The organism is Gemmatimonadota bacterium (genome assembly GCA_022560615.1).
Taxonomy (GTDB): Bacteria; Gemmatimonadota; Gemmatimonadetes; order Longimicrobiales; family Gaopeijiaceae; genus UBA1138.
Genome location: JADFSR010000027.1, coordinates 18,861 through 43,773, shown reverse-complemented (window position 1 = coordinate 43,773; position 24,913 = coordinate 18,861). Strand labels below are relative to the sequence as shown.

The following is a 24,913-nucleotide window of genomic DNA, read 5'->3' as shown; positions in this document are numbered from 1 at the left end:
CTGGCCTGCGGCTTTGGAAATCCGGTTGAACGCTTGGCGCCACTCTTCTTACGCGGTATCGGACGGAACGTGACCGTTTCCAACCGGCAGTGTGACAGCGTTAAAGTCAACGTCCTTCTCGCGCCGGCGCCACCCCCGCATCCGATTCGCGACGAGCGAGTCGGCACCAGGGTTGCGATTCGGGCCTTCGACTTCCTCCTTTCCCGGGTCCCTAGTCCCTAGAAGCCGCTACCGCCAGAAAGTGACGACCCAGAGAGCACTGACGCGCTTCATTTCCCCATGGAAGTCGCTCGCCCCGTGTGCGGCTGCCCTGCTCCTAACGAGCTGTCGCGACTCCGCGCCAGAGTGGATCGGGGAGTCGCCCGTTCGCTGGCATGAGCTGAACGTGCGTGGAGGGGGCGCTGCCGGATTCACGGCACTCGATGCGCAACGTACCGGAGTCGATTTCACCAACGATCCGAGCACCGAGATGACCACGCTCAACCAGCATCTCGCGAACGGCGGAGGGGTCGCGCTGGGCGATGTCGACGGCGACGGCCGAGTCGACATTTTCCTCGTCAACACGCGTGGCGAGAACGGCCTCTTCTTGAATCGGGGCGGCATGCGCTTCGAGGACGTGAGCGATGCGGCGGGGGTGAGCTTCGGGGACCGCCGACCAACGGGCGCCGCCCTGGTCGACACGGACGGGGACGGCGACCTGGACCTGCTCTTCTCCTCGATGGGTGCTCCCATCACGCTGCTCGAGAACGATGGCCAAGGGGTCTTCACCGATCGCTCGCTGGAGTCGGGCTTCGTGACTCCGCGCGCCGGCAGCACGATGACCTTGGCAGACATCGACGGGGACGGAGATCTCGACCTGTACGCCGCCAACTACCGCCTCGATCGGGCGGCGGACGTCTTCTCACCCGCAGACCGGCGGGAGACCCCTGTACTCGAGCAACGCGAAGGTGAGTGGGTCGTGAACGAGATGTACAGGGAGTACTACCGTGTCGTCGAGGGGCGCGAGGCCGTGATGACTTGGGAGTTCGGCCAGGCCGACGACCTCTACCTGAACAACGGCATCGGGGTCTTCACGCGAGAGTCGGTCTCCGGGCCCCGCTTCCTCGACCATCGCGGCAAGCCTCTCGAGATCGAGCCTCAGGAGTGGGGCCTCGCCGCACGCTTCCACGACCTCAATGGCGACGGTGCACCCGACCTCTACGTCGCGAACGACTTCGAGAGCCCGGACCAGCTGTGGATCAATGAGGGGGACGGAACCTTCCGGCTGACCGGTGCGAGGGAGCTGCGTAAGACGAGCCACGCCTCGATGTCGGTGGCGTTCGCGGACGTCGACGCCGACGGCATCACCGACATCTTCGTAGCGGACATGCTCCCGTACTCCACCCGGCTCCGAAAGACCCAGGTCTCTACGCTGACGGAACGCCGGCCCCCGCCAGGCACGGTCGATTCCACCATGCAAGTGAACCGGAACACGCTCCTGCTCGGGAGCGACGACGGCGTCTGGGTGGAGACGGCGCAGCAGGCCGGTCTGCACGCCTCCGGGTGGTCCTGGGGCACCGAGTTCGTGGATGTGGACCTCGATGGTCATCAGGACTTGCTGATCACGACGGGCCATCTATGGGATGCACTCGACGGCGACACGGGAGACCGTCTGCGGCGGGGCCAGGCGGTCGCCGGCGCCGAGTGGCCCGAGGTGATCAACCTCTTCCCTCCGCTCAGACTACCCAACCGGGCGTTCCGAAACCTCGGGGACGGAACGTTCGAGCCCGTGGAAGGCGCTTGGGGCTTGGACGTAGGCGCAGACATCTCGCACGGCCTCGCGACAGCGGACCTCGACGGGGACGGGGACCTCGACGTCGTGATCAACCGTCTGGGTGATCCTGCGCTCGTGCTGCGCAATGACTCCGAGGCAGCCAGACTCGCCGTGAGGCTCGTGGGCGCGGCACCCAACACGGGGGCGGTCGGCGCGAAGATCATGGTTTCCGGCGGCCCCGTTGATCAACTACGGGAGGTAGGCGCCGGCGGGCTGTACCTATCGCACTCGGACGGACTGCAGAGCTTCGCCACGGGCTCTGCCTCTTCGCTCACGATCGAGGTCACCTGGCCGTCGGGTCGTCGGACCGTGGTGGCGGCCGAACCGAACCGGCTGTACGAGATCACCGAGGTACCGAACGACGCTTCAGGTGCCGCGGTCACGCGGTCGATCGGCACCGGCGAGGGCCCGCTCTTCGAAGACCTTCGTGAGGTCCTCGCGCACACGCACGTCGATCGGCCCTTCGACGCGTCCGCCGCTCAGCCCCTGCTCCCCCGTGACCTGAGCCGGCTCGGCCCTGGGATCACCTGGATGGACAGCGACGGCGACGGCGACGCGGATCTGGTGGTCGGCGCGGGTGCGGGCGGCGCGGTCGCCTACTTCGAGAACCGGGACGGGACTCTTGTACGCGCGGGTACGGGAGCCGCGTACGATTACGACGTCACGACCCTGCTTCCCGAGCCGGATGGCCGTTCCCTGTTGGCCGGTATTGCCAACTACGAGGCCCCGTCACCGAACGCCGCGGTCGAAGTCCCGGCGGCGGTTTCGATCTGGCTCGGGCCCAGCGGCGCGGGCACTCCCGTGCCCGCGCTCTCTTCGGACGGCTCGTCTACCGGCGCGCTCGCATCGGCAGACGTGGACGGAGACGGCGACCTCGACGTCTTTATGGGCGGCCGCGTGTATGCCGCTGCGTACCCGCTGCCACCGACGTCTCGGCTCTTCCTGCGCGCCCAGGATGGCAGCCTGGTCTACGACTCCGTGGCGTCGGCTCCCTTCGAGAGCATCGGCCTCGTTTCCGGGGCGACGTTCACGGACGTGGACGGTGACGCGGACCCGGATCTGGTGATCGCCACGGACTGGGGTCCTCCTCGCCTCTTCATCAACGAAGGTGGCCGCTTCCTGGAGAGTACGCGGTCGTGGGGCCTCTCCCCGTATCTGAGCTGGTGGAACGGCGTCACCGCCGGAGACCTCGACGGCGACGGCCGCATGGACCTGGTGCTAACATCGTGGGGCCGCAACATCGGTCTCTACGCCAGTGCGGACCGCCCGTTGCTCGGCTACTGGGGTGACTTCGACCGGAACGGCACGCTCGACTTCCTTCTGGCCGCGCGTGACGACCGGATCGGGAACGTGGCGCCGCTCACCGGCCTCCGGCGCCTGTCACGTGGACTGCCGTACGTCCGTCTCCAGACGACCACCACCTACGGCGCGTACGCCGACGCCTCCATCGCCGAGGTGCTCGGGCCCACGGTGGCTGGCGCACAAGTGTCGCAGATCACCACGCTCGACCACATGGTCTTCCTGAACCGTGGTGACCACTTCGAGCCGCGCGTCCTGCCCGCCGCCGCCCAACGCGCGCCCGCGTTCCACGCCTCAGTCGCCGACTTCGACGGGGATGGGCACGAGGATCTCCTGCTCACGCAGAACTTCTTTCCCAACCCGCTCGGGGCCGAACGCTTCGACGCCGGGCGGGGTCTTCTGCTGCTCGGTGACGGGTCGGGCGATCTCGCGCCCCAGGCCGCCTCGCGGTCGGGTCTGAGCATCCGGGGGGATCAAAGGGGAGCCGCGGTCGCGGACTACGACCGCGACGGGCGCATCGATCTCGTGATCGGGCAAAACAACGGGCCGACCGTGCTGCTTCATAACCGGCTAGCCAAACGCGGAGTCCGGGTCAGGCTGCTGGGTACGGCGGCCAATCCGCACGGCATCGGGGCGACCGTGCGCGTGGTGTACGAGGACGGAATGGGCCCCGCCCGGGAGTTGAGGCTCGGCTCGGGCTATTGGTCCGTCGACGATCCGGTGGCGGTGCTCGGGCTGCGAGCGGAGCCACAAGGTATCGAAGTGAGGTGGCCTGACGGGGTGGTGCAGCGGGTCGACCTCGGCCCCGACCAACTTGACGTCACGGTCACCCGTGGGAGCCGCTAGGGCTTGCCGTCCTCGCGGCCGCGAACGTAGGGCCGGCCCGACCGGTACAGCTCAAGCCGCGCGGACAGATCGGGGATCAGCGACGTCTCCCCTCGGCGCTCCGCCTCCGAGACCGCCAGTTCGATCAATCGAACGGCGTCGAGAAAGCGCCCACCGTGCGCGAAGACCGCCGCCTGCACGTCGAGCACCGACGGGTGCGGTCCGACGATGTCACGGATCTGCGCGGCGAGGTCCGCTGCGAGATCGGGCCTTCGGGCCGAGTCGTCCGGTTCGGTCGCCAACGCCCACGCGACCGCCAGGGACCCTTGTACGTTGCTCGGATCGAGCGCGAGACCCCGGTTCAGCTCGAGCAGCGCCTCCTCACCTTGCCCCAATGTCACCAAGGCCAACGCGTGATTGAAGCGGGCCGGCGCGAAGTCCGCATCGAGCGCGACCGCCGTACGGTACCGCCCCTCCGCCTCCTCGTGGCGCCCGAGATCGCGCAACACGCTGCCGAGATTGTTCTGCGCTTCCACGAAGCTCGAGTCTATGCGCACCGCTCGATCGAATGCGATGAGTGCTTCCTCGAGGTCCCCACGCAGCGCGCGGAGCCGACCGAGGCTGTTCCACGCTGCCGGGTACGCCGGCAGTGCCTCGACCGCACGCTCGTAGGAGCGTCCGGCGGCTGCGGTGTCGCCTCGTTCCTCCTGGATGAGACCCAGATTGTGATGCACCTGAGCATAGTCTGGTCTCGCCGCAAGCGCCCGTCGGTACGCCTCCAGTGCCTCGTCGTGTCGCCCCCTGGCCTGCGCGTGGCTACCGAGCGAAAAGTTGACCTCCGGGTCGTCCGGGTCCATCACGAGCAAGTGCCGCCATCCCATGAGCCGATCCGCGAGGGTTTTCACTGCCACCGCCTCCGTGAGCGCGGCGCCATCCCTCGTGGACTCGGGCAGGACCTGCAACCAGAGCTCGGCCATTTCGTCCGCGGACGCGGGCCCATAGCTGGTCCAGCGCGGCGGATCGAATGGGTTCAGCGGGTTCTCCGCCGAGTTGTCGTACACGAAGCTGATACGAAGCGTGCTGCCGGCCGGAATGGGAATCCCATCAGCGTACTCGTACGCGTCCTGCCAGTTGAAGTCCCAGCGGGGGATGTCGAGCAGAGGAATCGAGTCGCCCGCGGGCGTCTCCGCCCAGGCGTTCATGCTCTTGCCCAGGTAGTGAGCGTGCGGGTAGACGCCGAGCGCGGTCACCGCGACCGGGAGTCGGAATTCGTCGACGACTTCGTAGTCGGAGACCCCCGGCGGGATCTCCATGGTCTGGCCACCGAGTCGTATGATGAGCGGAATCTGTGCCGGCGGCTCGTCCGTGAAGTAGAGCCCGAGCGCGACTGTCGCCTCCACAGGCTCGCCGGTCGGACGCAGATGGAGCTGGACCACAAAGTCGACACCGGGCGCGAGCCGCCAAGCCATACCCTGCGGGTACGGGGCGGCGATGCGCCCCGGAGTCCACCCTAGGAAGAATCCACCCGGCGTGCTCGCCTCGCTCCGCGAGAACATGTCGTCGAAGCCCGGCAGCGAATCCCCGGCATCCGCCAAGCGCGATGACGACGTCGGGTCGACGCGCACCGTCGCGTGGTGCACAACCTTCTGATGCCCAGGACGCAGCTCGACGGCGCGCACCCACCGAGGACGATCGAGCGGCGGAGAGAGCACCATGTTCCGGAACATCTCGTCGCCCTCCGCCGGGACCGGGAAGCCGTCCTCCGTCTGCACCACCAGGTCCGGCTCACCCAACGACCACCCGTCGGACCATTCCGGGGGCGTCGGAGCACTGGACGCGTCGCCCTCCGGCGCTCCGGCATACGCCCACGCCAGAATCATCTCGATCTGCGCGGGATCGAGCAGACGTTCCCCGGCCATGCCCGGACCGTCCGGAGACGGTAGCCACGGGGGCATCCTTCCCTCGGAAACGGCCGTCGTGATACGGTCTACACGCTCGGCTGCGCCCTGATACTCCAGAAGTGAGAACGGAGCTGGACCTTCGGGCCGGTGGCACGAGGAACACTCCTCATGGAAGATCGCGCCTACGCCGCCCGACCACGTGGGGCCCTCGTCCGAGCCGCACCCGGCGAGACCGCCGAGTGAGGCCACCAGAAGGAAGAGCGGGCGCGACTCCGCCGAAGCGGCGGTCATCTCACGTCCGGCGCCGCCCCACCACCCAAGACCGCCGCGGGAGTCGGCGCTCGCGTATGATACCGCTGCACGATGTCGGGACGCGGGTATGCCTCGTTCGGACCGTACGGATACTCGGACATCGCGTGGAACGGGAGCGGCTCGACCCTCCATCCCTCCGCAGTATTCAGATCGGCGTCCTTCACCCATCCGTCCGTGTAGATCATGAAATCCCGAGTCCATCCCTCCGGGAGCGGAGGAGCTTCCGCGGCGTCGAACCGGAACGTGATCTCGTCGCCCGGACCCATGATCGGATAGATATCGTCCGACTCACGGACGAGCTCGAGCACGTCGCCGTACCGGGTGTACCTGCCCATGATCGGCCGCCACGGCGACTCGGTGGAAAGGCTCTCGTAGTCGAACCAGTGCGGGCCGAAGCGCCCACCCTTCCGGTACAGCTTGGAAAAGCCGCGGAAGTGGAAGTCCGCGGCGAAGGGCTGCAGGGTCGTGCGCTTGACGGGAGCCACAGTCTCACCGACGGTGAAGAACGCGTGGTCCCAGTAGATGTTCATGTTCGTTCGGATGCGCACGCGATGGTCTTCCGTCGGGAAGGCGCCAGTCAAATCTTGGATGACGAGCTTGTTCTTGCCGGCCGGAAAGCTCAACGCCTCGACCGCGGTCACCCATGCACCGGAAGCGCCGACGACCTCGAGGTACGGCATGATCGTTTCAAGCGTCTCGGACTGCGTCAGCGCGACGTTGATGCTCGCATCCGTCGGGAAGATCCAACCGCGCATGTACAGTTCGACCGACGCGTTCTGAGGGAAGGCTCCGAGGTCGAGCACGAGATCGTGCAGCGCGCTCAGGCCCTGGTACCGATCCGGCATCAGTTCGTCCACGTACCAGTCGTCCGCATGCAGCAGCCGGGGCAACACGTCGATCCCACGCCCGTCGACCGCCGAAAGGGGCGCTCGTTGCTCCGCTACCTGGTGCAGCACTAGCGGCAGATTCGGCTCTGGAAAGACGAAGCGCTCGTCCACAAAGACGTCTACCGAATCCGGGTGGTCCACGACCACGAGCTCGACCTCGTCAATGTAGAAGACCTCCCACAGCTCACCTGTTATCCGGAGCTCGTACACGCCGTCCTGCGGCCGCAGAGCGTGCCCGGGAATCCTTACGAAGCCCTGAGACGCCATCGGCGGCGCGTAGGCCGTTTCGCCCTGCGCCATGAGACCCATGGGCATGCCGAGCGCGCTCTTCCACATGAGGTCGGTCACGAACTCGAAGCGCTCACCGTTCCAGGTGTACAGGAAGGGACACGAGCCCTTGAGGATCTGCTCCTCCACGACCGACTGGTTCGCGTTCGGATAGAAGAGGTTCTGCGGGACCCCGTTGGTCCAGCGGACACGCACCACGTCGGCTCGGGCGTGCTGGCCCAGACCGATGTGGATCTCGGGCCCGGTCACGACCAGCGTCTGGTACAGCCCGCCCGCGCGCACCTCCACCTTCGCGCCGATCCCGAAGTAGTTGTTCTTGCCGCTCCCGGTCGACAGGCCGACGAGCCGCATCTTCAGATACCGGTTCCCATCGCCGCCGTCGTTGCGAATGAGGTGGGCGGATCCATCGACAGCCGATACGAACAGGTCGAGATCCCCGTCGTCTCCGAAGTCGGCGAACGCGAGCCGGCGGAGCGGAGGCAGCTCGGCCTGCACGATGTCGGAGACGTCGTCGAACCGACCGGGCCCAGAGCTGCGGAAGAGCCGTACTATCCCTGCTCCTCCGTCCCCGGACTCACCCACCAGCACGACGTCGAGCCAACCGTCGTTGTCGAAGTCCACGAACGCCGCGTCGTGGACGATGAGCGTAGCCGCACCTTCGAGCAGCGCGGCCGGGCGCTCGTCTACCTGGAACGCACCGTGTCCGTCGTTGAGCTGCAGCGTGAGCCCCCGACCACCGCGCACCGCCGTGAGCAGATCGAGGAAACCGTCGTTGTTGTAGTCGCCGACGCTCACCACGCCGGCACCACCCGGCGTGATACCGCGCTCCTCAGTCACGTCCACGAAGACCCCCGACCTCTGGTTGTCGTAGAAGCGGGTCGAGGACGCACCCGAGATGATCAGGTCCAGGTCGTCGTCGTCGTCGAAGTCCCCGAACGCAGCCGCAGCTTCGGCGCCCCCGACCGCGGCCGCGGTCCCGGCCCGGGCGCTTACGTCGGTGAAGGTGCCGTCGAGGTTGTTGCGGTACATGCCGGTCCCTTCGCTGCCGGCAACGAGCAAGTCGAGATCCCCGTCCTGATCGAAGTCGATGAAGAGCGGCGCCCCGCCCGCTAGCGACACCTCGAGCTCCGCCGAGACATCTTCGAACGTGCCGTCGCCGATGTTCCGATACAGGACGCCCACCTCGCCTCGCGACAGAAACAGGTCGAGCGCGCCGTCGTTGTCGTAGTCGCCGAAGAGCGCATGGTCCGGCGCGGGCCCGGTCACGCCCGCCTCCGCGGAGACGTCGACGAAGCCCGTGGGATCGTTCCGCCACAAGACGCCGCCGGAGAAGATGTCCCGGTCGTTGTCACCGTCGTAGTCCGCCACCGCCAACGCGCCGCCGCCCGTCCCTCCTCTGGGCAAGCCCACCGTCTCCGTCACGTCGGTGAAGCGGAGCGCGGCAAGCACGGTCTCCGGGTCCCGTACCCCAGCACCGAGCGTCTCACTGAACGTGACCACGGGGAACCCGAGCAGGACGCCGCCCGGCCCGCGTAGCGCGAGCAAACCCTGCTGATAGATCGGCGTCGTACGCATCACGTTGTGGAAGGCGAGCGCCGCATTCCGCGCGCCCGCCGCGTCGCCGCGCTGCGCCGCGAGCGTCGCTTCGTCGAAGAGGTCCCGCCCCTCGACCGGGATCTCGGGCACGAGCTGACGGAGCTGCTCCAAGTGGATGGCCGCACTCTCTGCCCCGCCCGATACGAGGTGTGCATCGACCAGCTCCACGCGCGCGGCCACGTTACCGGGTTGCAGTGCTACCACGCGTTCGAGCTGAGCGGCGCGGCGGCCGGCGGGGCCGGGGCCCGTCGAGTCCGCGTCGAGCGTCGCCAGGACGTAGAGTGTCTTCACGTGGCTGGAGTCCGTGACCAGAGACGCCTCGAGCTCGGACCGCGCTTCCACGTCGCGCTCTTGCGCCCGGAGAATCTCGACAAGGATCAATCGCACGTCGGAATCCGATGGCAGCAGTTCGATCGCCCGCCGGACCTCGGCCTCCGCTTCCGTGAGGCGCCCCTGTCTCAAATACGTTAGTCCGAGGTTGGCGTACCCGAGCGGCTCCTCCGGCGCCATCTCCACGAGTCGCAGGAACTCCGCCTCGGCCTCTTCCAGGCGGTGTTCCTCCAGGTACGCCAAGCCAACGGTTCGCACCGTGAGCAGTTCGGCGGGATCGGCGGGAGGCGGTGCATCGGCGCACGCCGAGAAAAGCAGTGACAAGAGCGTCGTCGTGAGAGGGCTACGCCGCGGAGTACGTCGAGAGGTCATCGGTGCTCTCGCATCGTGATCGTCTGACCGGACTGAACGGGACCGACCTCGACGGTACGCCCACCCCGTGGCCACCACACGACGATGCTGTCTACCGCAGCCGCCTCTCCCAAGCCGAAGCGAAGCGGGTTCAGCAGCGACTGGGAGAGGTACGACGAGCCCGCGCCCACATACTCCCGCTGGACTCCGGTCTCGGTGTAGACGAGAACCATCGCGCCCAAGGCGTCTCGGTTCGGATGAGCACCTTCGAGCCGAAGTCCGATCCACGTCGCCGACTCGGGGTTCAGGTCGTTTCGGTATAGCCGTGGCGCCCCTCCGTTGACCGTGATCAGCACGTCGAGGTCGCCGTCTCCGTCGACGTCCGCGGTCGCGAGGCCCCGACCGACGACGGGCGTCGTGAACGCGTCGCCGACGAGCTCACTCACGTCGGAGAAGCGGCCCGTGCCGTCCCCCAGGAAGAGCTGCGGCGCCTGTTCGAACGTCTGGTCCGCCTGCACCGCGTTCACGCCCGGTTCGATGTGGCCGTTCGCGCTCATCAGGTCCGGATGACCGTCAAGGTCGAAATCCGCGAAGAGGACGCCGAAGGTGAGCGGCCCGAGCGTCGAGCGCGTGAGACCCGCGGCTCCAGCCCGGTCCTGAAAGAGGTTGTCTGCGATCTGTGTGAAGAGCGCGAGCGGCTCGTGCGCGAAGTTGCCGATCGCGATCGACCACCGGCCTTCGCCGGTGAGATCCGCCACGGCGACGCCCATGCCCGCGCGTGCACGACCAGCCTCGTCGAACGCGACGCCCGCACGCACGGCGATGTCGGTGAAGGAGCCGTCTCCCTCGTTGTGGTAGAGAAAGTTGCGCTGCGTGTCGTTCGCCACGACCAGGTCGGGCCACCCGTCCGAATCGAAGTCCACTACCGCCACCCCGAGAGACTTGCCTTCGGGGTTCCATACGCCGGCAGCCTCGGTGACGTCCGTGAAAGTGCCCTCACCGCCGTTCCGGTACAGCCTGCACGACTCGCCCTGGTACTGCTGGGGGGTCGCGTACGACTTGGTCGTGCCGTCGATCGTCGCAAAGAGATCCGTCTCAGCTGTCCAGCGCACGTAGTTGCAAACGAACAGGTCGAGCCAGCCGTCCCGATCGTAGTCGAGCCACGCCGATGCCGAAGACCACGCCGCCGGCGCACCCGGCGCGTTTCCCGTGACCCCGGCAGACACAGTGACATCGGTGAAGCGCCCGCCGTCGTTCCGCAGCAGCACGTTGGTGCCGACAGCGGTCAGGTAGATGTCCGCGTCCCCGTCGGCGTCATAGTCCGCAACGGTCACACCCATGCCGTAGATCGACAGGTCGAGACCGACACTCGTCGTCACATCCACGAAGTGGCCGTCCCCCAGGTTGCGGTAGAGCCGTTGCGTCGGGCGGCGGCCCGTTCCTTCGTGTCCCGGCCACCAGGTCCCGTTAACGAGCAAGAGGTCGGGAAAACCGTCGCCATCGTAGTCGAAGAACGCCGCCCCGCTGCCCACCGTCTCTGGCATCCACTTCTCGCCGAAGGCACCGTTCTGGTGGACGAAGTCGATGCCCGACTCCGCGGCGACCTCGGTGAAGCGCAGCTCGGTGCTCGCGCCCGCGCCCGGTACCGTAGGGTACGCGCCTTCCGAGTACCCCGGCACGGCTTCCTCTACGGCTTCTTCTCCCCGGCAAGCCGCCATCGCGAGCGCGCACAGCAACCGCCAGCTCGCCAGGTGCCAGCTTGAACGGCACCGCTTCATCGCCGGATCTCCAAGCGATGGGTCGGGATCGGCTGGGCCATGATGTTCGCTCCGGCATCACGTGCACGGTACGCCCGAGTGACCTCCTGGGCGGACTCGTCGACCGCGTAGTAGAGGTACGCCGCTTCGGCTCGATCCGCCTCGTCGTCGCGTCCGAGCGCTCTCAGCGAGAGCATGCGGTGGTAGTGCGCGACGCGGTCTTCCGGATCGATCTGGAGCACGCGGGTCAGTGCCTCGAGCGCGCGCTCGAACTGCTGATCGAGGAAGAGCGTCCGCCCCATGGCTCGCCACGTCGCCCTGTCCTCCCCAAAGACCTCGAGCACGCGCTCGTACGCGAGCACCGCTTCCTCGTAGCGGCCGTCCTCCTGCAACACCCGTCCCCAAACCCACGCCGCACGAGCGTCGCCCGTGACGACATCTTCGGCGCGCGCCAGAGCGTCGTACGCGGCTTCGAGATTGCCTTCGGCCAAAGCCGTCTTTGCCAAGTTCAGCGGGCCGTCCGAGATGTCCGGGCGCAGCGCCGCCACGATCGAGAATGCGGTGGCAGCGCCCCGGGTATCCCCTTCGAGCAGCAGTCCGATGCCGTAGTCGTTGTAACGGACCCACTCTTCGGCGAGACGCGGAAGCGACGGAGCTCCTTCGGAGGCGATCCCGCGAACCACGAGGACCCGCGCCGAGTCCGACGCGATCTCCGTGACGGGCAGATCGGGCACATCGTCGAAGCGGGCGAAGCCGGCCGGGTTCTCCGCGAACGCGAACTCTGTGTACGCGCGGTCGAACTTCCTCCACAGCAGTCGAGCGCGAACGGTGAGCCGCGATCCCACCCATGTCTCGGGAAGCACGAGCTCATAGTGCGCGATGTCGGCCGTGCCCGGACCGATCACGTTCTGGTAGACGGCGACGTGGATGTCCTGCGCGTTTCGCTGATGGATGGCGTTTCCGTCCTTGTCGACCATGACCGCCTTGAACGTGTGGGCCATCGGGTCCAGGTGCCCGTCTTTGCCGATCTCGCCGCTCGCGAAGAGCACGTTCCCCGCCCCGTCGTCGATCGTGAACTCGAGCCACCCCTCGTTCGAGTCGTTCGTACCTCCCGGGAACGTGTGCCCGACGCCCACGTTCCGGACCACGACGTCGAACGTCAACGGAACGCCGGCCTCCACCTCGGAGGCATCCCATTCGAGAGGCATCGTCGCCGCTCGGCCCGCCGCCTTCACAGCCAAGACGTCCACGGTGAGCTTCTGATCTCTCAGGAACTGCTCGATGCGCCGGACCGTCGCGGTATCTCCACGCACATAGGGCAGCGCCGTGTTGACCGCGAGGAAGCGGTGAGAGCGTACCATGCCGTCGTCGGCCGCCACGTCCCCGCGAGGCGCCGGCTCGAAAGGCATGTGGCAGTCCTGGCAGACGCGTTTGCTCGGCGGCAAGTAGAACGTGCGCGACGCGTTCAGAGAAATCCCGCTGTCGTCCCAGTTGTCGAATTCGTTCTGCCCCCGAAGCCACCGGTAGTTGTTGACCGGCTCCGTGAGGCTGACCTTGTGGCACGTCGCACAATACGCGCTCTCCTTGTAGAACGGCTTGAGGAGCTGCATCTGGTGAACGGCGGGCCGCGCCTTGAGCGCCAGGTCGTGCAGGTACCGCCCCACGGAACCCGGCGCAGACGAGGCGAACACATACGGGTCCTCCTGTTCGTCCGCGATGTTGTAGTTCCCGTTTCCGGTCTGGTCGTGGATGCGGTCGATCGCGTGGCACGCCAGACACGTAAGCCCCGCCTGGGCCTCCAGGCTGGCGCGGTCGATCTCCCTCCCCATGGTACCGGCGAGCATGAGCGCCGGGTCGTGACAGCCGCTGCACCACTTGCTTTTGGCACGCCCGACACCGTCCACGTCGTCGGGGAACGAAGCGAGGTGCTCGTCGATCCACGGATTGGTCTCCAGTGCGCCGGTTCGCATCGCCATGATCGTCGCTTCGTAGAACGGGTTGTTGAACGAAGCGAAGCGGTGCGCCGACGCCGCCCACTGATCGACCACATCCGGATGGCAAGACTCGCAGCTCTCCGCACCGATGCGGGCCTCCTGGACGAAGCCCCGTTCAGCCACTTCTGCCCGCACTAGCTCCCGGGGCGTCCCGAAGCCCGGAGTGGTCAAGATCCTCGCGGCCAGATACGCGCCGGTCGTCGTCGTCGCCGCCGACGGGAAGAACGGGCTCGCGGACGGCACCGCGCCGACCGGGACCCAGCCCGCGGGGCCGAACGTGCCCGCCAGCAGCTCCTGCACGTCGCGATCCGCGCCGCCCGGACCCATAGACCGTTCGGCGAGCGCGCCACCGCCACCGCCGACCACGAGCGCGCCGTGCGTCAGGAAGAGGGCGAGCGCGGCTGCCGAGACCGCGAAGAGGTAGCGGGCGAATTGGAGCGCGTTCGGGCGGGCAAAGCTCACCATCCGATGCACGATGTACGCGCCGACGACCACGGACGCGGCGACCACGTGCGTCCACCAGGCCCACTGGTTCTCGCGGGTCGCCGCCGCCGAGAGGATGAAGAGCCCGGTTACGAGTAGGGTGACGCCGAGCACCGCGTACGCGATACCGGACCAGGCGGACGCAGGATGGTACCGACTCCACACCCTCGGCAGGTGCGCGACGAGGAACACGACCATGACCGCGACGAGCAGAATCCCCAAGCCGGTGTGAGCGAGCACCAGGAACTGATAGAAGCGCGGTAGTGTGTCGGCCCCGAGCGCGAAGGGCGCAAGCCCGACTCCGTCCGCGAGCCGCACCAGCAGCAAATAGACCGTATCGGCCAACAAGAATCCTGCAATCCCGATGGCGCCGACGAGGAGTCGCAAGAGCCAGACCGGCAGTAGGGAAGGAAGTCGGGGACGGGGCTGGCTCGCCTCCGGTCGAGTCATCCGCCCTCCCCCAGGACGAACGCGTTGCGCTCGAGCAACTCCGGTCCGTCGACCCCTTCGCGTACGCGGTACGCGGAGTCCATTTCCAGCGGGCCGAGCTCCTGCGTTCGACCCGTCGTCGGCCAGTGCACCGTGACCGAACGAACGCGCTCCGCGCGTCCCAGTCCGATGTCGAGGCGAAGGGGATTTCCGCCGAACGTGCTGCCGCTCGACACCACCCGGTGGATGTTCCGCTCCCGGCCATTCACTTCGATCGTGACGCGCACGCGCGCGCCGATCGCGGACCGATTGCTCTCGACGCCCTCGAGCCAGAGGGAAAGCCAGCGATTGCCGTGCCCCGGGTTCTCGAAGAGCACGTTGCGAGCGAGATCACCCTCGTAGGCGCCACCCATCGCGACGAACACGTCCTGATCGCCGTCGTGATCGATGTCCCCGAAAGCGATGCCATGGCCCTTCTCGATCAGCCCGAACCCCCCTGAGGTAGTCACGTCTTGAAAGTGCTCGCCTCTGTCGCTTCGAAACATCCGGTTCGGCATGAGCGCCTGGAAATATGCGTCTCCGGTTCCCACGTAGAAGTCGAGCCAACCGTCGTTGTCCAGATCCCCGTAATTCGAGCCCATCGAGAACTGGATGCGGTCGAGCCCGACCGCCTCGGAGACCTCGTCGAACGTGCCGTCGCCCCGGTTCCGATAGAGACGCGGCAACTCCGAGTCGTGAGGCAGGTTGAGGTATTCCGCAGCGATATCCCCGAAGTTCGTACGATACCCCGCCACGAAGATGTCGAGCCAGCCGTCGTTGTCGTAGTCCCAAAACCAGGTGGGAAACGCGTCCCACGGCTCGGCCACGCCGGCCTCGGCCGTACGATCGCTGAAGCTCCACGCGCCGTCCGCACCGCGGCCCTCGTTGCGCAGCAGGAGATTGGGCGCGTTGGTGCGCGACACGTACAGATCGGGGCGGCCGTCATTGTCATAGTCGCCCCACGTCACGCCTTTCACGATGCCCGTAATCGCCACACCCGCCTCAGGGGCGACATCCACGAAGGTGCCGTCCCCGAGGTTGCGGAAGAGCTGGCAGGGATGGGACCGGCCGCCAAATGTCTCGTTGCCGACGAAGAGATCGAGCAGCCCGTCGCCGTCGAAGTCCGCCCAACTCGCCGTCTGGCTCGGATGCGCTGGCCGGAGAAGACCTGCCTGCTCCGTCACGTCCTCAAAAGTGCCGTCACCTCGGTTCCGTAACAGGGAGTTCACCTGTCCCTCGACCAGCCAACCGCCCCGCAGGACGAAGACATCGAGATCGCCGTCGTTGTCGTAGTCGGCCTGCACGATGTTGCCGCCACCCCAGAGACCCTCGAGGCCCGCTGCTCCCGTGAGCCGCTCGAAGGTGCCGTCGCCTCGATTCAGATGATACCTGAGTGGGTCCCGGAGCTGCCACGACGACGCCATGAGGTCGAGCAACCCATCTCCGTTGAAGTCGTCCATGATCCCACCCCCGACGTGTCCGACATCGTCCACGCCCAAGGCCGGAGCGACGTCGCGGAAGCGCCCGATGTCGTGCTCGGACCGGAATGCGAGCTCGGGGATCAAGAGCTCGGACGGGACATCCGTCGGGTACGTGCCCAACATCATGTGGGCGACGTTCAGCATCCACCGTGCGCCGAGGTTGTCCGGATTCCGCTCGAGCAGCTCCTCGAAAATCGGGATCGATGCGCGGGCGCCCCTCGGAGCCGTGTGCACGCCCTCCGCGGGTACCGGCACGAGGCACGCGACCGCCCCCACGCCATCGATGCAGTTCTCCCGCTCTCCGAGACGCAGGTAGGCGGTGGCCAGGAAATCGAGAAGGGACTCCAGGAAGCTCGGGGGCGCCCGCTCGGATTCGGGCGCGCTCGCCTGGTGATCGGCCACGTCGGCGCGCAGGGATTCCAAGAGGCCGATCGCGGCCTCGAGGTGCCCGGCGTACAGCGTCTGCTCAGCGATCGCGAGCCGCAGGAGCAGCCGCTCGCGGTCGTTCGTGCGAGGCGGTAGCACCTCCATCGCCCGGAGAAGAGCGGAGTTCGCGAAGCGATTCTCCGCCGGATCGACGTTGGCGGCCGCGTCCTCCAGATACGTGGCCATGTCGAATGGCGGCTCGTTCTCACCCGGCGTGCACGCGGTCCCGAGTGGCAGCCCGAGAACACAGCTGAGGAGCGCCACTCGGCGGGGAAAAGCGATCGTCACCCCGCGCTGCTCCTGAATCGTGGTGCTCGGCACGCCACCGGGGGGTCCCGCGACGCGCCTTAAAAGGGTGATCAACATGTCCGGGCGGTTCTACGCGATCAAGACGGCGGTTCGCGGATCACGAGCTCCGTAGAACCGACCGCCAACGCCGTCTCCGTCACCCTTCCGTCGGGCCATCGGACCTGCACCGCGGTCGCCGCTCCCGAAATACCGAGAACTTGCACGGCGTCGTCACTCGACCAGTAGCCGGAACCGGAGCGGATCTCCCGCGCCGGACCATAAGAACCGTCGTACACGATCCGGAGACGCGCACCGATCGCGGTCGGGTTCTCGAACGGCCCTTCGAGCACTACGCGCAGGCCAGGTCGTGCTCCGACGTTGTGGAAGAGCTTGGTCTCCGTGCCGTTCTGCGCCACGGCCAGATCGATCCGCGCGTCTCCGTCGAAGTCGGCGAACGCCGCACCGCGTTGGTCGCCGTAAACGATCAGGCCCGAGCGGTCCGCTCCGAGCGCGCGCAGGCTGCCGGTACCGTCACCGAGAAGCAGCAAAGCGCGACCCGCGTCGTACCGGGGCGTGAAACCCTCCGTCGGGAAGAAGTTCTGCGTGATGACGACATCCTCGTTGCCATCGCCATCGACATCGGCAATCCCAACGTGGTGGGCGGGCGCCAGCTGCGCTTCGACCGGCAGTGGGGATATCTCGAAGCTCCCGCCCCGATTCAGGAGAACGGTGTGCTCGAGCGTCTCCGCTCGCAGTACGAAGAAGCTCCCGGGATCGGCCCCGATCACCTCGGACAGCGTCGACTCTGCGTAGCTCCCGAAGCTGCTGACCCGCGAGCGCAGCGACGGGACCGCGGCGCGCGTCTGTTCATACCTCGCCAGTGGAAACAGCGGGCCTCCGTCATCGCGGGCGCGCGCCAAGAAGACCTCCCACGTACCGCTCCGGTCGACGTCTCCGTGCACCACGGTGAGGGGCCGTCCCGGTGACGTCACGAGTCGCGAGTTGAGTCCCTCGTTGGTCGCCACCAGATCCATGCGGCCGTCGCCGTCGAGGTCTCCGGCGGTGATACCCCGCCAGAGGCCGGTCAGCGAGGCCAAGCCCCATCGCTCCGTAACCTCCGTGAAGGTGCCGCCCTGATTCTCGAAGAGACGAATGGGGCCCCATTCGACCGCAAGCGCGAGGTCGGGGTCACCGTCGTCGTCGATGTCCGTGAACACGGCGCCGGAAACGAGTCCGAGATCCTTGAAGACCGCCTGCGCGGCATCGCGATACGTACCACCTTCGTTGATCAGCAGGCGGGACGTGGCAGGCAGCGGGTAGAACGCCGGGACCGTACGCCCTCCGACGAAGAGGTCGAGGTCCCCGTCCCCGTCCACATCGGCCTGGGCGAGTGGACCCACCGAGCTGAGGTGCGGCTCGGCGACCGCCTCCGGCGGCGACCCGCCGCGCCAGCCGATCCGCGCTACCCCGCTGAGGCTCCGCGCCTCTTCCGGCGAGGCGGCGTCGAAGCTCGTCCGGCCCACCAGCAGTGACACCGTACCGCCCTGCCAAGAGGGTAGGAGCGTCGTCTGGTCGTGGGCGGTCGTCCCCCCCAACACCGTCGTGAATTTCCCATCGTCGTTGCGCAGGACCGTAATCCGGCTCCCCTGCCCGGCCGCGATGATCAAGTCGGGGTCTCCGTCCCGGTCCACGTCGGCCCAGGTCACGCCAGGCCCCAGCCGGGACAATTCGTACGGCAGCAGCGGCTGCCGCTCGAAGTCCACGAACGGCCCTTCTACGTGCCGGTGCGCGATCAGGGCCGAAACGTCCTCGAAGATCCGGCTCTCAGGACGTTGCACCGCTACCTCCGGCGCGGGCCCTGCGCCGGCTTCGCGGATCTCGTACATCCGGTTCGCGCTCACCGAGATCCTGGTCATGCCGCCCGCGGGCCACATGACCTCGAGCATCATACTTTCGCCTGCGCCACCCGCGGCCGCTGCAGCGCCCGCGGCGAGGGTCACGAGGGTCTCCGAACCCGAGAGGTAGAGTCCGCCCGCCGTGATCTGCTTGTCCTGGGACGGTACCGGGGAACCAGCGCCGCCCCCACCGAGGAGCCGCACCAGGGCGCCGACCGCCTGCGTATTGGGGGCGTCCCCGACGAGGCGCACCGCCACGCGGGCCCCCACAGCGTCGTTCCTCAGGAGCAACGGGGGCATGTTGAGGCGATTGAGCACGACGTCGAGGTCTCCGTCTCCGTCGAGGTCCCCGGTCGCGATCCCGTGCGAAACATCGCTTCCCTGCGAGAAGCCCCACGCTTCGCCGACCTCCTCGAACGTCAGGTCGCCCTGATTGCGGAACGCTCGGTTCCGCGTCGGCAGGTTCGGATAGAGCGACTTCGCCTCGTTCCACGTAACCGAGCCACGTAGTCGGGTGACGCGCTGGAGCGCGTCTCCGTCCCTCATGTCCCGGCCGTGCCCGTTCGCCACCAACAGGTCCTCGAATCCGTCCAGGTCCACGTCGAGAAAGAGGCTCCCCCACGTCCACTCCGAGCCATCAACGCCGGCCATCTCGGCAATCTGGGCCCACGTGCCGTCGCCGCGTCCGAGAAAGAGCGTGTTACGGCCCGCTTGGGGGCGATCGGCGATTCTTCCTGGAGGCTTTTGGAGCGCGGCGTGCAGAGGGACCTGCGCCAATCTCCGCGCCGGGTCTGAGCTCAGCATATCAGCAACGAAGAAGTCGACGTGCCCGTCCCGGTTCACGTCCGAGAAGTCGACGGACATCGACGCGTGGCTCTGAGTGCGCAACGCGAACGGATCGACGAGCCGAAACGTGCCCGAACCGTCGTTGAGCCAGAGGTAGTCCGGATCGTCGAAGTCGTTGCACACGTACAGATCCACGTCGCCGTCGCCATCCACGTCGTAGAAGCGCGCCGCGAGGCCGAAGTCGTCGACGTCGCGCGTCAGCCGAGCACCATCGGCATCGAGGAAGCGTCCCCCGGTCCATGACACGGGCTCGAAGCGACCAGTACCGTCGTTCAAGTAGAGGCGATCCGGGTCCGCCTGCTCCACCGCGATCTCGACACCGTCGCGTGTCTCGAGTCGGAAGTGTTGCTGGAATTCCTCGGTGATCCGGCGCTCACCATCCTGCTCGACGACCAGATCGACCGACGCCCGCTCGTACGGCCGCAGGACGTCGGCGGCACTCTCGACCTTGTAGTTCGCCACATAGAGGTCGAGGTCACCGTCCCCGTCGACGTCCGCGAAGGTCGCAGTCGTGCTGCCGAAGGCCGAAGTGAGCCCAGCGGCATCGGTGACGTCCTCGAACGAGCCGTCCCCACGGTTCCGGAAGAGAGCGTTAGGACCTCCGAGCGCAGTGACGAACAGGTCCAGATGACCGTCACCGTCGACGTCCGCGAACGAGGCCCCCGTCGAGTAGCGGCCCGGCGCTCCCACACCGGCCGCCTCGGTCACGTCCTCGAAGCGCCAACCACCCAGGTTTCGGTACAGCGCGTTGACGCCCTCGAGGCGTGCAAAATAGAGGTCGGGCCGTCCATCACCGTCGTAGTCGCCGATCGCGACACCCGACCCCACGAGCAGGTGATCGTGCTCCATCGCGGCGGCCGCCGACAGCCGATTCTCGAAGGCCACACCGGTCCGTCGACCTGGCATCGCGGTGAAGCCGGGCCCTCCCCGTCTCGGCACCGTGAGCTCCCGCCATCGATACCCGTCCGCCTCCCTCCATTCGCGTGGGACCTCGGGTGCGCAACCTCCGACAGCGAGGATCAGCAGCAAGGTCGCACGCAGCGCCCTCAACGTCATGTCATCCTCGATTGTCTTTCGGCGTAAAGGAACTTGAGGGTATTCGCGGGCGACGGGTCGTACGGCGCGTGCTCGTGTCGTCCTAATCCACCCGCCCGAACCGAAAGCGTTCCCATGAAACGCGTCTCCTACCCTTTGGCTGGTCTGACGGTGTGCCTCGTCCTCGCGTCGGCAGTGGGCGAGGGGCTCGCCGCGCAGTCCCAGACGACATCCGCGATTCGAGGCATCGTCCTCCAGGTGGACGACACGCCACTCACCGAAGTGACCATAACCGTTCGGCATGTTCGAACGGGCGTCGAGAAGTTGGCGATCACGAACACGGCCGGTCGATTCTTGGTCCTGCTCCTGCAGCCCGGCGGACCGTACGAGCTCTCCGCCTCACACCTCGGATACGCCGACCTGAAGCTCGAGGGCATCCAGCTGCAGGTCGGCGAGACACAGACGCTGGTGTTGTACCTGAGCGAACAGGCGATCGAGGTCGCGGGCATCGCGGTGAACGTCGAGCGAGCCGAGATCTTCAACCCCGGCCAGGTCGGGCCCGCCACCCTGCTGAACGAGCGCGTCGTCGAGTCGGTGCCGATCCTCTCGCGCGACGTCATGGAGCTAGCCAACCTGTCACCGCTCGTGACGACCACGGCGAACGGTGGCTTCTCGATCGCGGGCCAGAACGACCGCTACAACCAGGTGCTCATCGACGGGGTGACCCACAAGGACCCGTTCGGGCTTACCGCGAGTGGCGTCCCTGGTGGCCAAGCCGGCGCCAAGATGCTGCCCATCGATGCCGTGGCCCAGTTCCAGATCATGGTCGCGCCCTTCGACGTCCGCCTCTCGGGCTTCGCCGGCGGGGTGATGAACGCCATCACCAAGGTAGGCACCAACGATTGGCACTTCCGAGGCTTCGCGGTCGGCCGTAACGAGGCGCTCATGGGTGACCTCAGCCTCCCGACCGGCCTCGTGGAGGCGTCGGGCGTGGACCGGTCACTGTTCGGGTTCAGCGCGGGCGGACCGATCGTTCGGGACCGGGTACACTTCTACATCTCGACCGAGTTCGAGGAGCGGGGCAAACCCCCCACGGGCTTCAACCTCGTGCGCGACGATCCGGCGGTCATCCAGATCTCGCCGGAATCGATGGGCGCTTTCCAAGACTTGTTCGAGGGTTCGTTCGGCGTAGACACGGGACTCGGCGGCCCGTACACGCTCAACCAGGAGCTCGCGAATATCTTCGCACGTGTCGACGCCTCTCTGGGCGGCGGCCACCGGTTGACCGCGCGCAACGTATTCGCCTGGGCGCAGAACGACGAGACGCCGAACCGCACGGCGTTCGAGCCGTACGAACTGTCATCGAACGCGATCCTCCGGGAATCGGCGACGAACACCGCCTCGTTCCAGCTCTTCTCAGAGATGGGAAATGGAGGGGGGAACGAGCTCGAGCTGTCGGTCCAGCGGACCACTGATCAAACAACGCCGATGAGCTCCTTCCCCCAGGTCGAAGTGGATCTCAACAGTCCGGTCGGTGACGGCCTCGCGTTCACCCGTGCCGTGCGGGCCGGCGCGCACTTCTTCGCGCAGGCGAACGATCTCGAGCAAACCAGCTTCCGCCTCACCGACACGTTCACGCTTCCGACCGAACGGGGGAGTACGTACACCTTCGGCATCACCGGCGCGCTGAACAGCATCCGACACGAGTACCTGCCGGGCGCGCTCGGAGACTACTTCTTCGCGAGCATACGCGACGTGGCGAACAACGCGCCGCAGCGGTACCAACGGACCGTACTGCAGCCGGGTCAGGATCCGGCAATCAATTTCTCGGTGCTGGAAGTCGGCGGATACGTGCAGAACGAGATCGACGCCGGCAAAGGGCTGACGATGCGTTTCGGCATGCGCGTCGACATTCCCTACTTGCTCGACAAGCCCGCGTACAACAGCGAGTTCGACGAGCTGTTCGGCTTCGACACGTCGACGCCGCCGTCGGGGCAGATCCTGATCTCGCCGCGCTGGGGCTTCAATTGGCAAAGCGAGGGCCGGCGCACCACTCAGGTTCGCGGCGGCGCCGGATTCTTTACCGGGCAACTGCCGTACGTGTGGCTCTCCAACGCCTTCCACAACAACGGCCTCCGCTCCATCACCGAGGTCTGCACGGGCCGCTGGACGGACGACCCATTGACCGGAAATACCGCTCCGGGATTCGACGCGGCCAACACCCCGGACGGGTGCGTCAACGGGCCCCCGATCACGGTTCGCCCGGTTACCGTCTTCGACCCCGACTTCAAATATCCGCGCTACATCAAGTTCTCGTCGATCGTCGATCACGAATTGACCGATCGCCTGAGCGGATCCCTCGGGTTCCTGTTCAGCATGGCGCGAAAACAGGTGTCTATCGAGGAGATGAACCTCGACGGTCCCAGCGGTCCTCTTGGGCCGTTGGAGGGATACGGGGGCACCGAGCGCGCCCACTTCGGCGATCCCTCTCCCGACGGGTTCACACCGAACCGCAAACATCCGGAGTACGACCAGGTCCTTCTGGTCACGAACAAAGGCAACGACTGGACGTACTCGTTGAGCGCGGAGGCCCGCGGCTTCATCACGGAAGAGCTGGCGTTCCAGGGCGGATACGCGTACGCGCGCTCTTTCGACAAGCAGAGCCTGACGTCGGTCGACATGATCTCCAACTTCGGGTTCAACGCGACCGAGGGAAACCCGAACTCCCCGCTGCTGACCGCGTCGAACTTCGACCGTCCACACAAGTTCGTAGTATCGGTCTACGGGCGGCCGTTCCCCAGCCTGACGGACACCGAATTCTCCCTGCTCTACACGGGACAATCTGGCCTACCGTTCTCCTACGTGTATCGCGGGGACCTCAACGGCGACGGGTATCCGGCGCTCGGCCCCGCGTTCGACCGCTTCAACGACCTGATCTACGTGCCCAACGTCGCTTCCGAGCTGCCCTCCGGATTCGCTACCCTCGCGCTACTCTCCACCGCGTTGGTGCGTGACCCGTGCCTGAGCGCCCACAAAGGAGAGATCCTTCGGCGAAACGACTGCCGGGCACCGTGGGAACACCGCCTCGACCTGCGAGTGACGCACTCGATCCAGGCGGGGAGCGCGACGGTCCGCTTCGAGGCCGACATGATCAATCTGCTGAACTTCATCAACTCCGACTGGGGCAGCATCCAGTCCATTCGCAGCAACGTCCCTTTGCTCGAGCCCGAAGGCCGGGAGCAGAGCTTCGGCGGCGTGGGAGAGCTGTCGTCACGGTGGGCGGGCGGGGCCTTGCCCGCGCGCGACGAGGATGGGAGACTAGTACCTCCGGATCCCTGGTCGGTGCTCACTCCCGATTCACAGTGGCAGGCGCAGCTCGGCATCCGCGTTACCCTGGGAGGCAGCCGGCGGTAGGATTCGCGGGACGAGGTCGAAGTCCTGGGCAAGGAGGACGCATGAGAAGCCGACACACACCCGCAGACCGAGCTCTTCTAAACGGGATCGTGACGGCGTTTCTTGTGCTGCTCGCCGCCGAATCGGCGCACGCGGAGGAGCGCGCGGCCAACCTTCTCGGTTACGTACGAGACCTCCAGACCAGCCGGCCAGTCAGCGGTGCATCCGTCACGCTGGAGTCGATGAGCACGGTGAGGAGCACGAACGAGTTGGGCTTCTTCACGTTCACCGACGTGCCGCTCGGCGTACACTTCCTCGTGATCGAGGCCCTCGGGTACGAAGAGCGACGCGTCCAGGTTTGGCTTACCGAAGACCGGAGTTATGAGACGGAGGTTCTTCTCGGCGCGGAGCCCGTCGAGCTCGAGGGCTTGACGGTGCATGTGATCCCGCGGCGTACCTTCAACGAGCTCCGTGATCTCGATATCCGTCTGGAGCGTGGCTTCGGTCGATTCATACTTCGCAAAGAGCTGGAGGAGCGGGGCGGCAACCTCATCACCCTCATTCAGGGGATGCCCGGGGTTCGCGTCCAAGGCAGCGGTGGCACGATGTCGAACCGGACGGTGATCCTACGGCGTGCGCTCCACATCACTTCCCCGGCTCCGGGGGTCCTCGCCATCGAGAGCTGCTACCCGGCGATCTTCGTAGATGGCCGCCGCTTCAGCCGCAGGGCTTCGTTGGGCGATCAGCCCACGGATTTGACCGAGTTTCTGGCGTCGGACATGGACGTGGTAGAGGTGTACTCGGGCACGTCGGTGCCGGCCATCTTTGGCGGAGGGGACGCCGCGTGCGGCGCGATCCTCATCTGGACGCGCCGCGGTCCCGCGCGAAGTGGGCGTAGGAACTAGCAGCCCGTGGTAGAAGTACAGTGGGCCGCGCGCAGGGGTCTCGCGAGACCTGGAATAGGCACGACGACGAGTCGTAGTTGTTCGGGCACCGCCGCCGAAGGCGGTGGTCCGAGGAGGAGAAACGACCTCCAGGGCCGCGACCCCCCTGCGCCCGACACCATGTGTGGCATCACTGAACAGTGCGTGGGTTACGGTGGCACGGCCCCATCTCCGTCGTTGGCGCGCCTAGCCGTAGCGACGGCTATGGCGTCGTCGCACCGCCTAGGACCTGCGGCCGTGCCACCGTAACGCGGCCCGCTGTACTTCTACCACGGGCTGCTAGGCGGGGTGCTCCGCATGG

9 protein-coding genes are annotated in these 24,913 nt (G+C 66.7%); 3 read left to right on the top strand and 6 right to left on the bottom strand.

The window, feature by feature from the left end; translation table 11 throughout:
- Positions 1 to 385 precede the first annotated feature (385 nt).
- A complete protein-coding gene (locus tag IIB36_14445) occupies positions 386 to 3,958 on the top strand; it encodes a VCBS repeat-containing protein (protein ID MCH7532939.1) in 3,573 nt (1,190 codons plus the stop codon).
- Here the strand turns inward: IIB36_14445 and IIB36_14440 are convergent.
- The 6 genes from IIB36_14440 to IIB36_14415 are packed head-to-tail and all read right to left on the bottom strand — an operon-like array spanning position 3,955 to position 20,296.
- On the bottom strand, positions 3,955 to 6,129 hold the full coding sequence (locus IIB36_14440) for a tetratricopeptide repeat protein (GenBank protein ID MCH7532938.1): 2,175 nt from the start codon (positions 6,127 to 6,129) through the stop codon (positions 3,955 to 3,957). The genes IIB36_14445 and IIB36_14440 overlap by 4 nt on opposite strands.
- Entirely contained in the window at positions 6,126 to 9,623 is a 3,498-nt protein-coding gene (locus IIB36_14435) for a VCBS repeat-containing protein (GenBank protein ID MCH7532937.1), read from the bottom strand. Before IIB36_14435 ends, IIB36_14440 begins: the two co-directional genes overlap by 4 nt.
- Positions 9,620 to 11,380, bottom strand: coding sequence for a CRTAC1 family protein (locus tag IIB36_14430; GenBank protein MCH7532936.1), 1,761 nt, complete (start codon positions 11,378 to 11,380; stop codon positions 9,620 to 9,622). The genes IIB36_14435 and IIB36_14430 overlap by 4 nt, the downstream gene beginning before the upstream one ends.
- On the bottom strand, positions 11,377 to 14,286 hold the full coding sequence (locus IIB36_14425; protein ID MCH7532935.1) for a tetratricopeptide repeat protein: 2,910 nt from the start codon (positions 14,284 to 14,286) through the stop codon (positions 11,377 to 11,379). Before IIB36_14425 ends, IIB36_14430 begins: the two co-directional genes overlap by 4 nt.
- On the bottom strand, positions 14,283 to 16,577 hold the full coding sequence (locus IIB36_14420; protein ID MCH7532934.1) for a CRTAC1 family protein: 2,295 nt from the start codon (positions 16,575 to 16,577) through the stop codon (positions 14,283 to 14,285). Before IIB36_14420 ends, IIB36_14425 begins: the two co-directional genes overlap by 4 nt.
- 20 nt (positions 16,578 to 16,597) lie before the next feature.
- Positions 16,598 to 20,296 (bottom strand): CRTAC1 family protein, encoded by a 3,699-nt coding sequence (locus tag IIB36_14415; GenBank protein MCH7532933.1) that lies wholly within the window; start codon positions 20,294 to 20,296, stop codon positions 16,598 to 16,600.
- 114 nt (positions 20,297 to 20,410) lie between these two features.
- Between IIB36_14415 and IIB36_14410 the strand changes: the two genes are divergently transcribed.
- The gene (locus IIB36_14410; GenBank protein ID MCH7532932.1) at positions 20,411 to 23,689 is read left to right on the top strand and encodes a carboxypeptidase regulatory-like domain-containing protein; all 3,279 of its coding nucleotides are present in this window, start codon (positions 20,411 to 20,413) and stop codon (positions 23,687 to 23,689) included.
- Between the two features lie 41 nt (positions 23,690 to 23,730).
- Complete coding sequence (locus IIB36_14405; GenBank protein ID MCH7532931.1) at positions 23,731 to 24,573, top strand: carboxypeptidase-like regulatory domain-containing protein; 843 nt, start codon at positions 23,731 to 23,733, stop codon at positions 24,571 to 24,573.
- Positions 24,574 to 24,913: the final 340 nt, after the last annotated feature.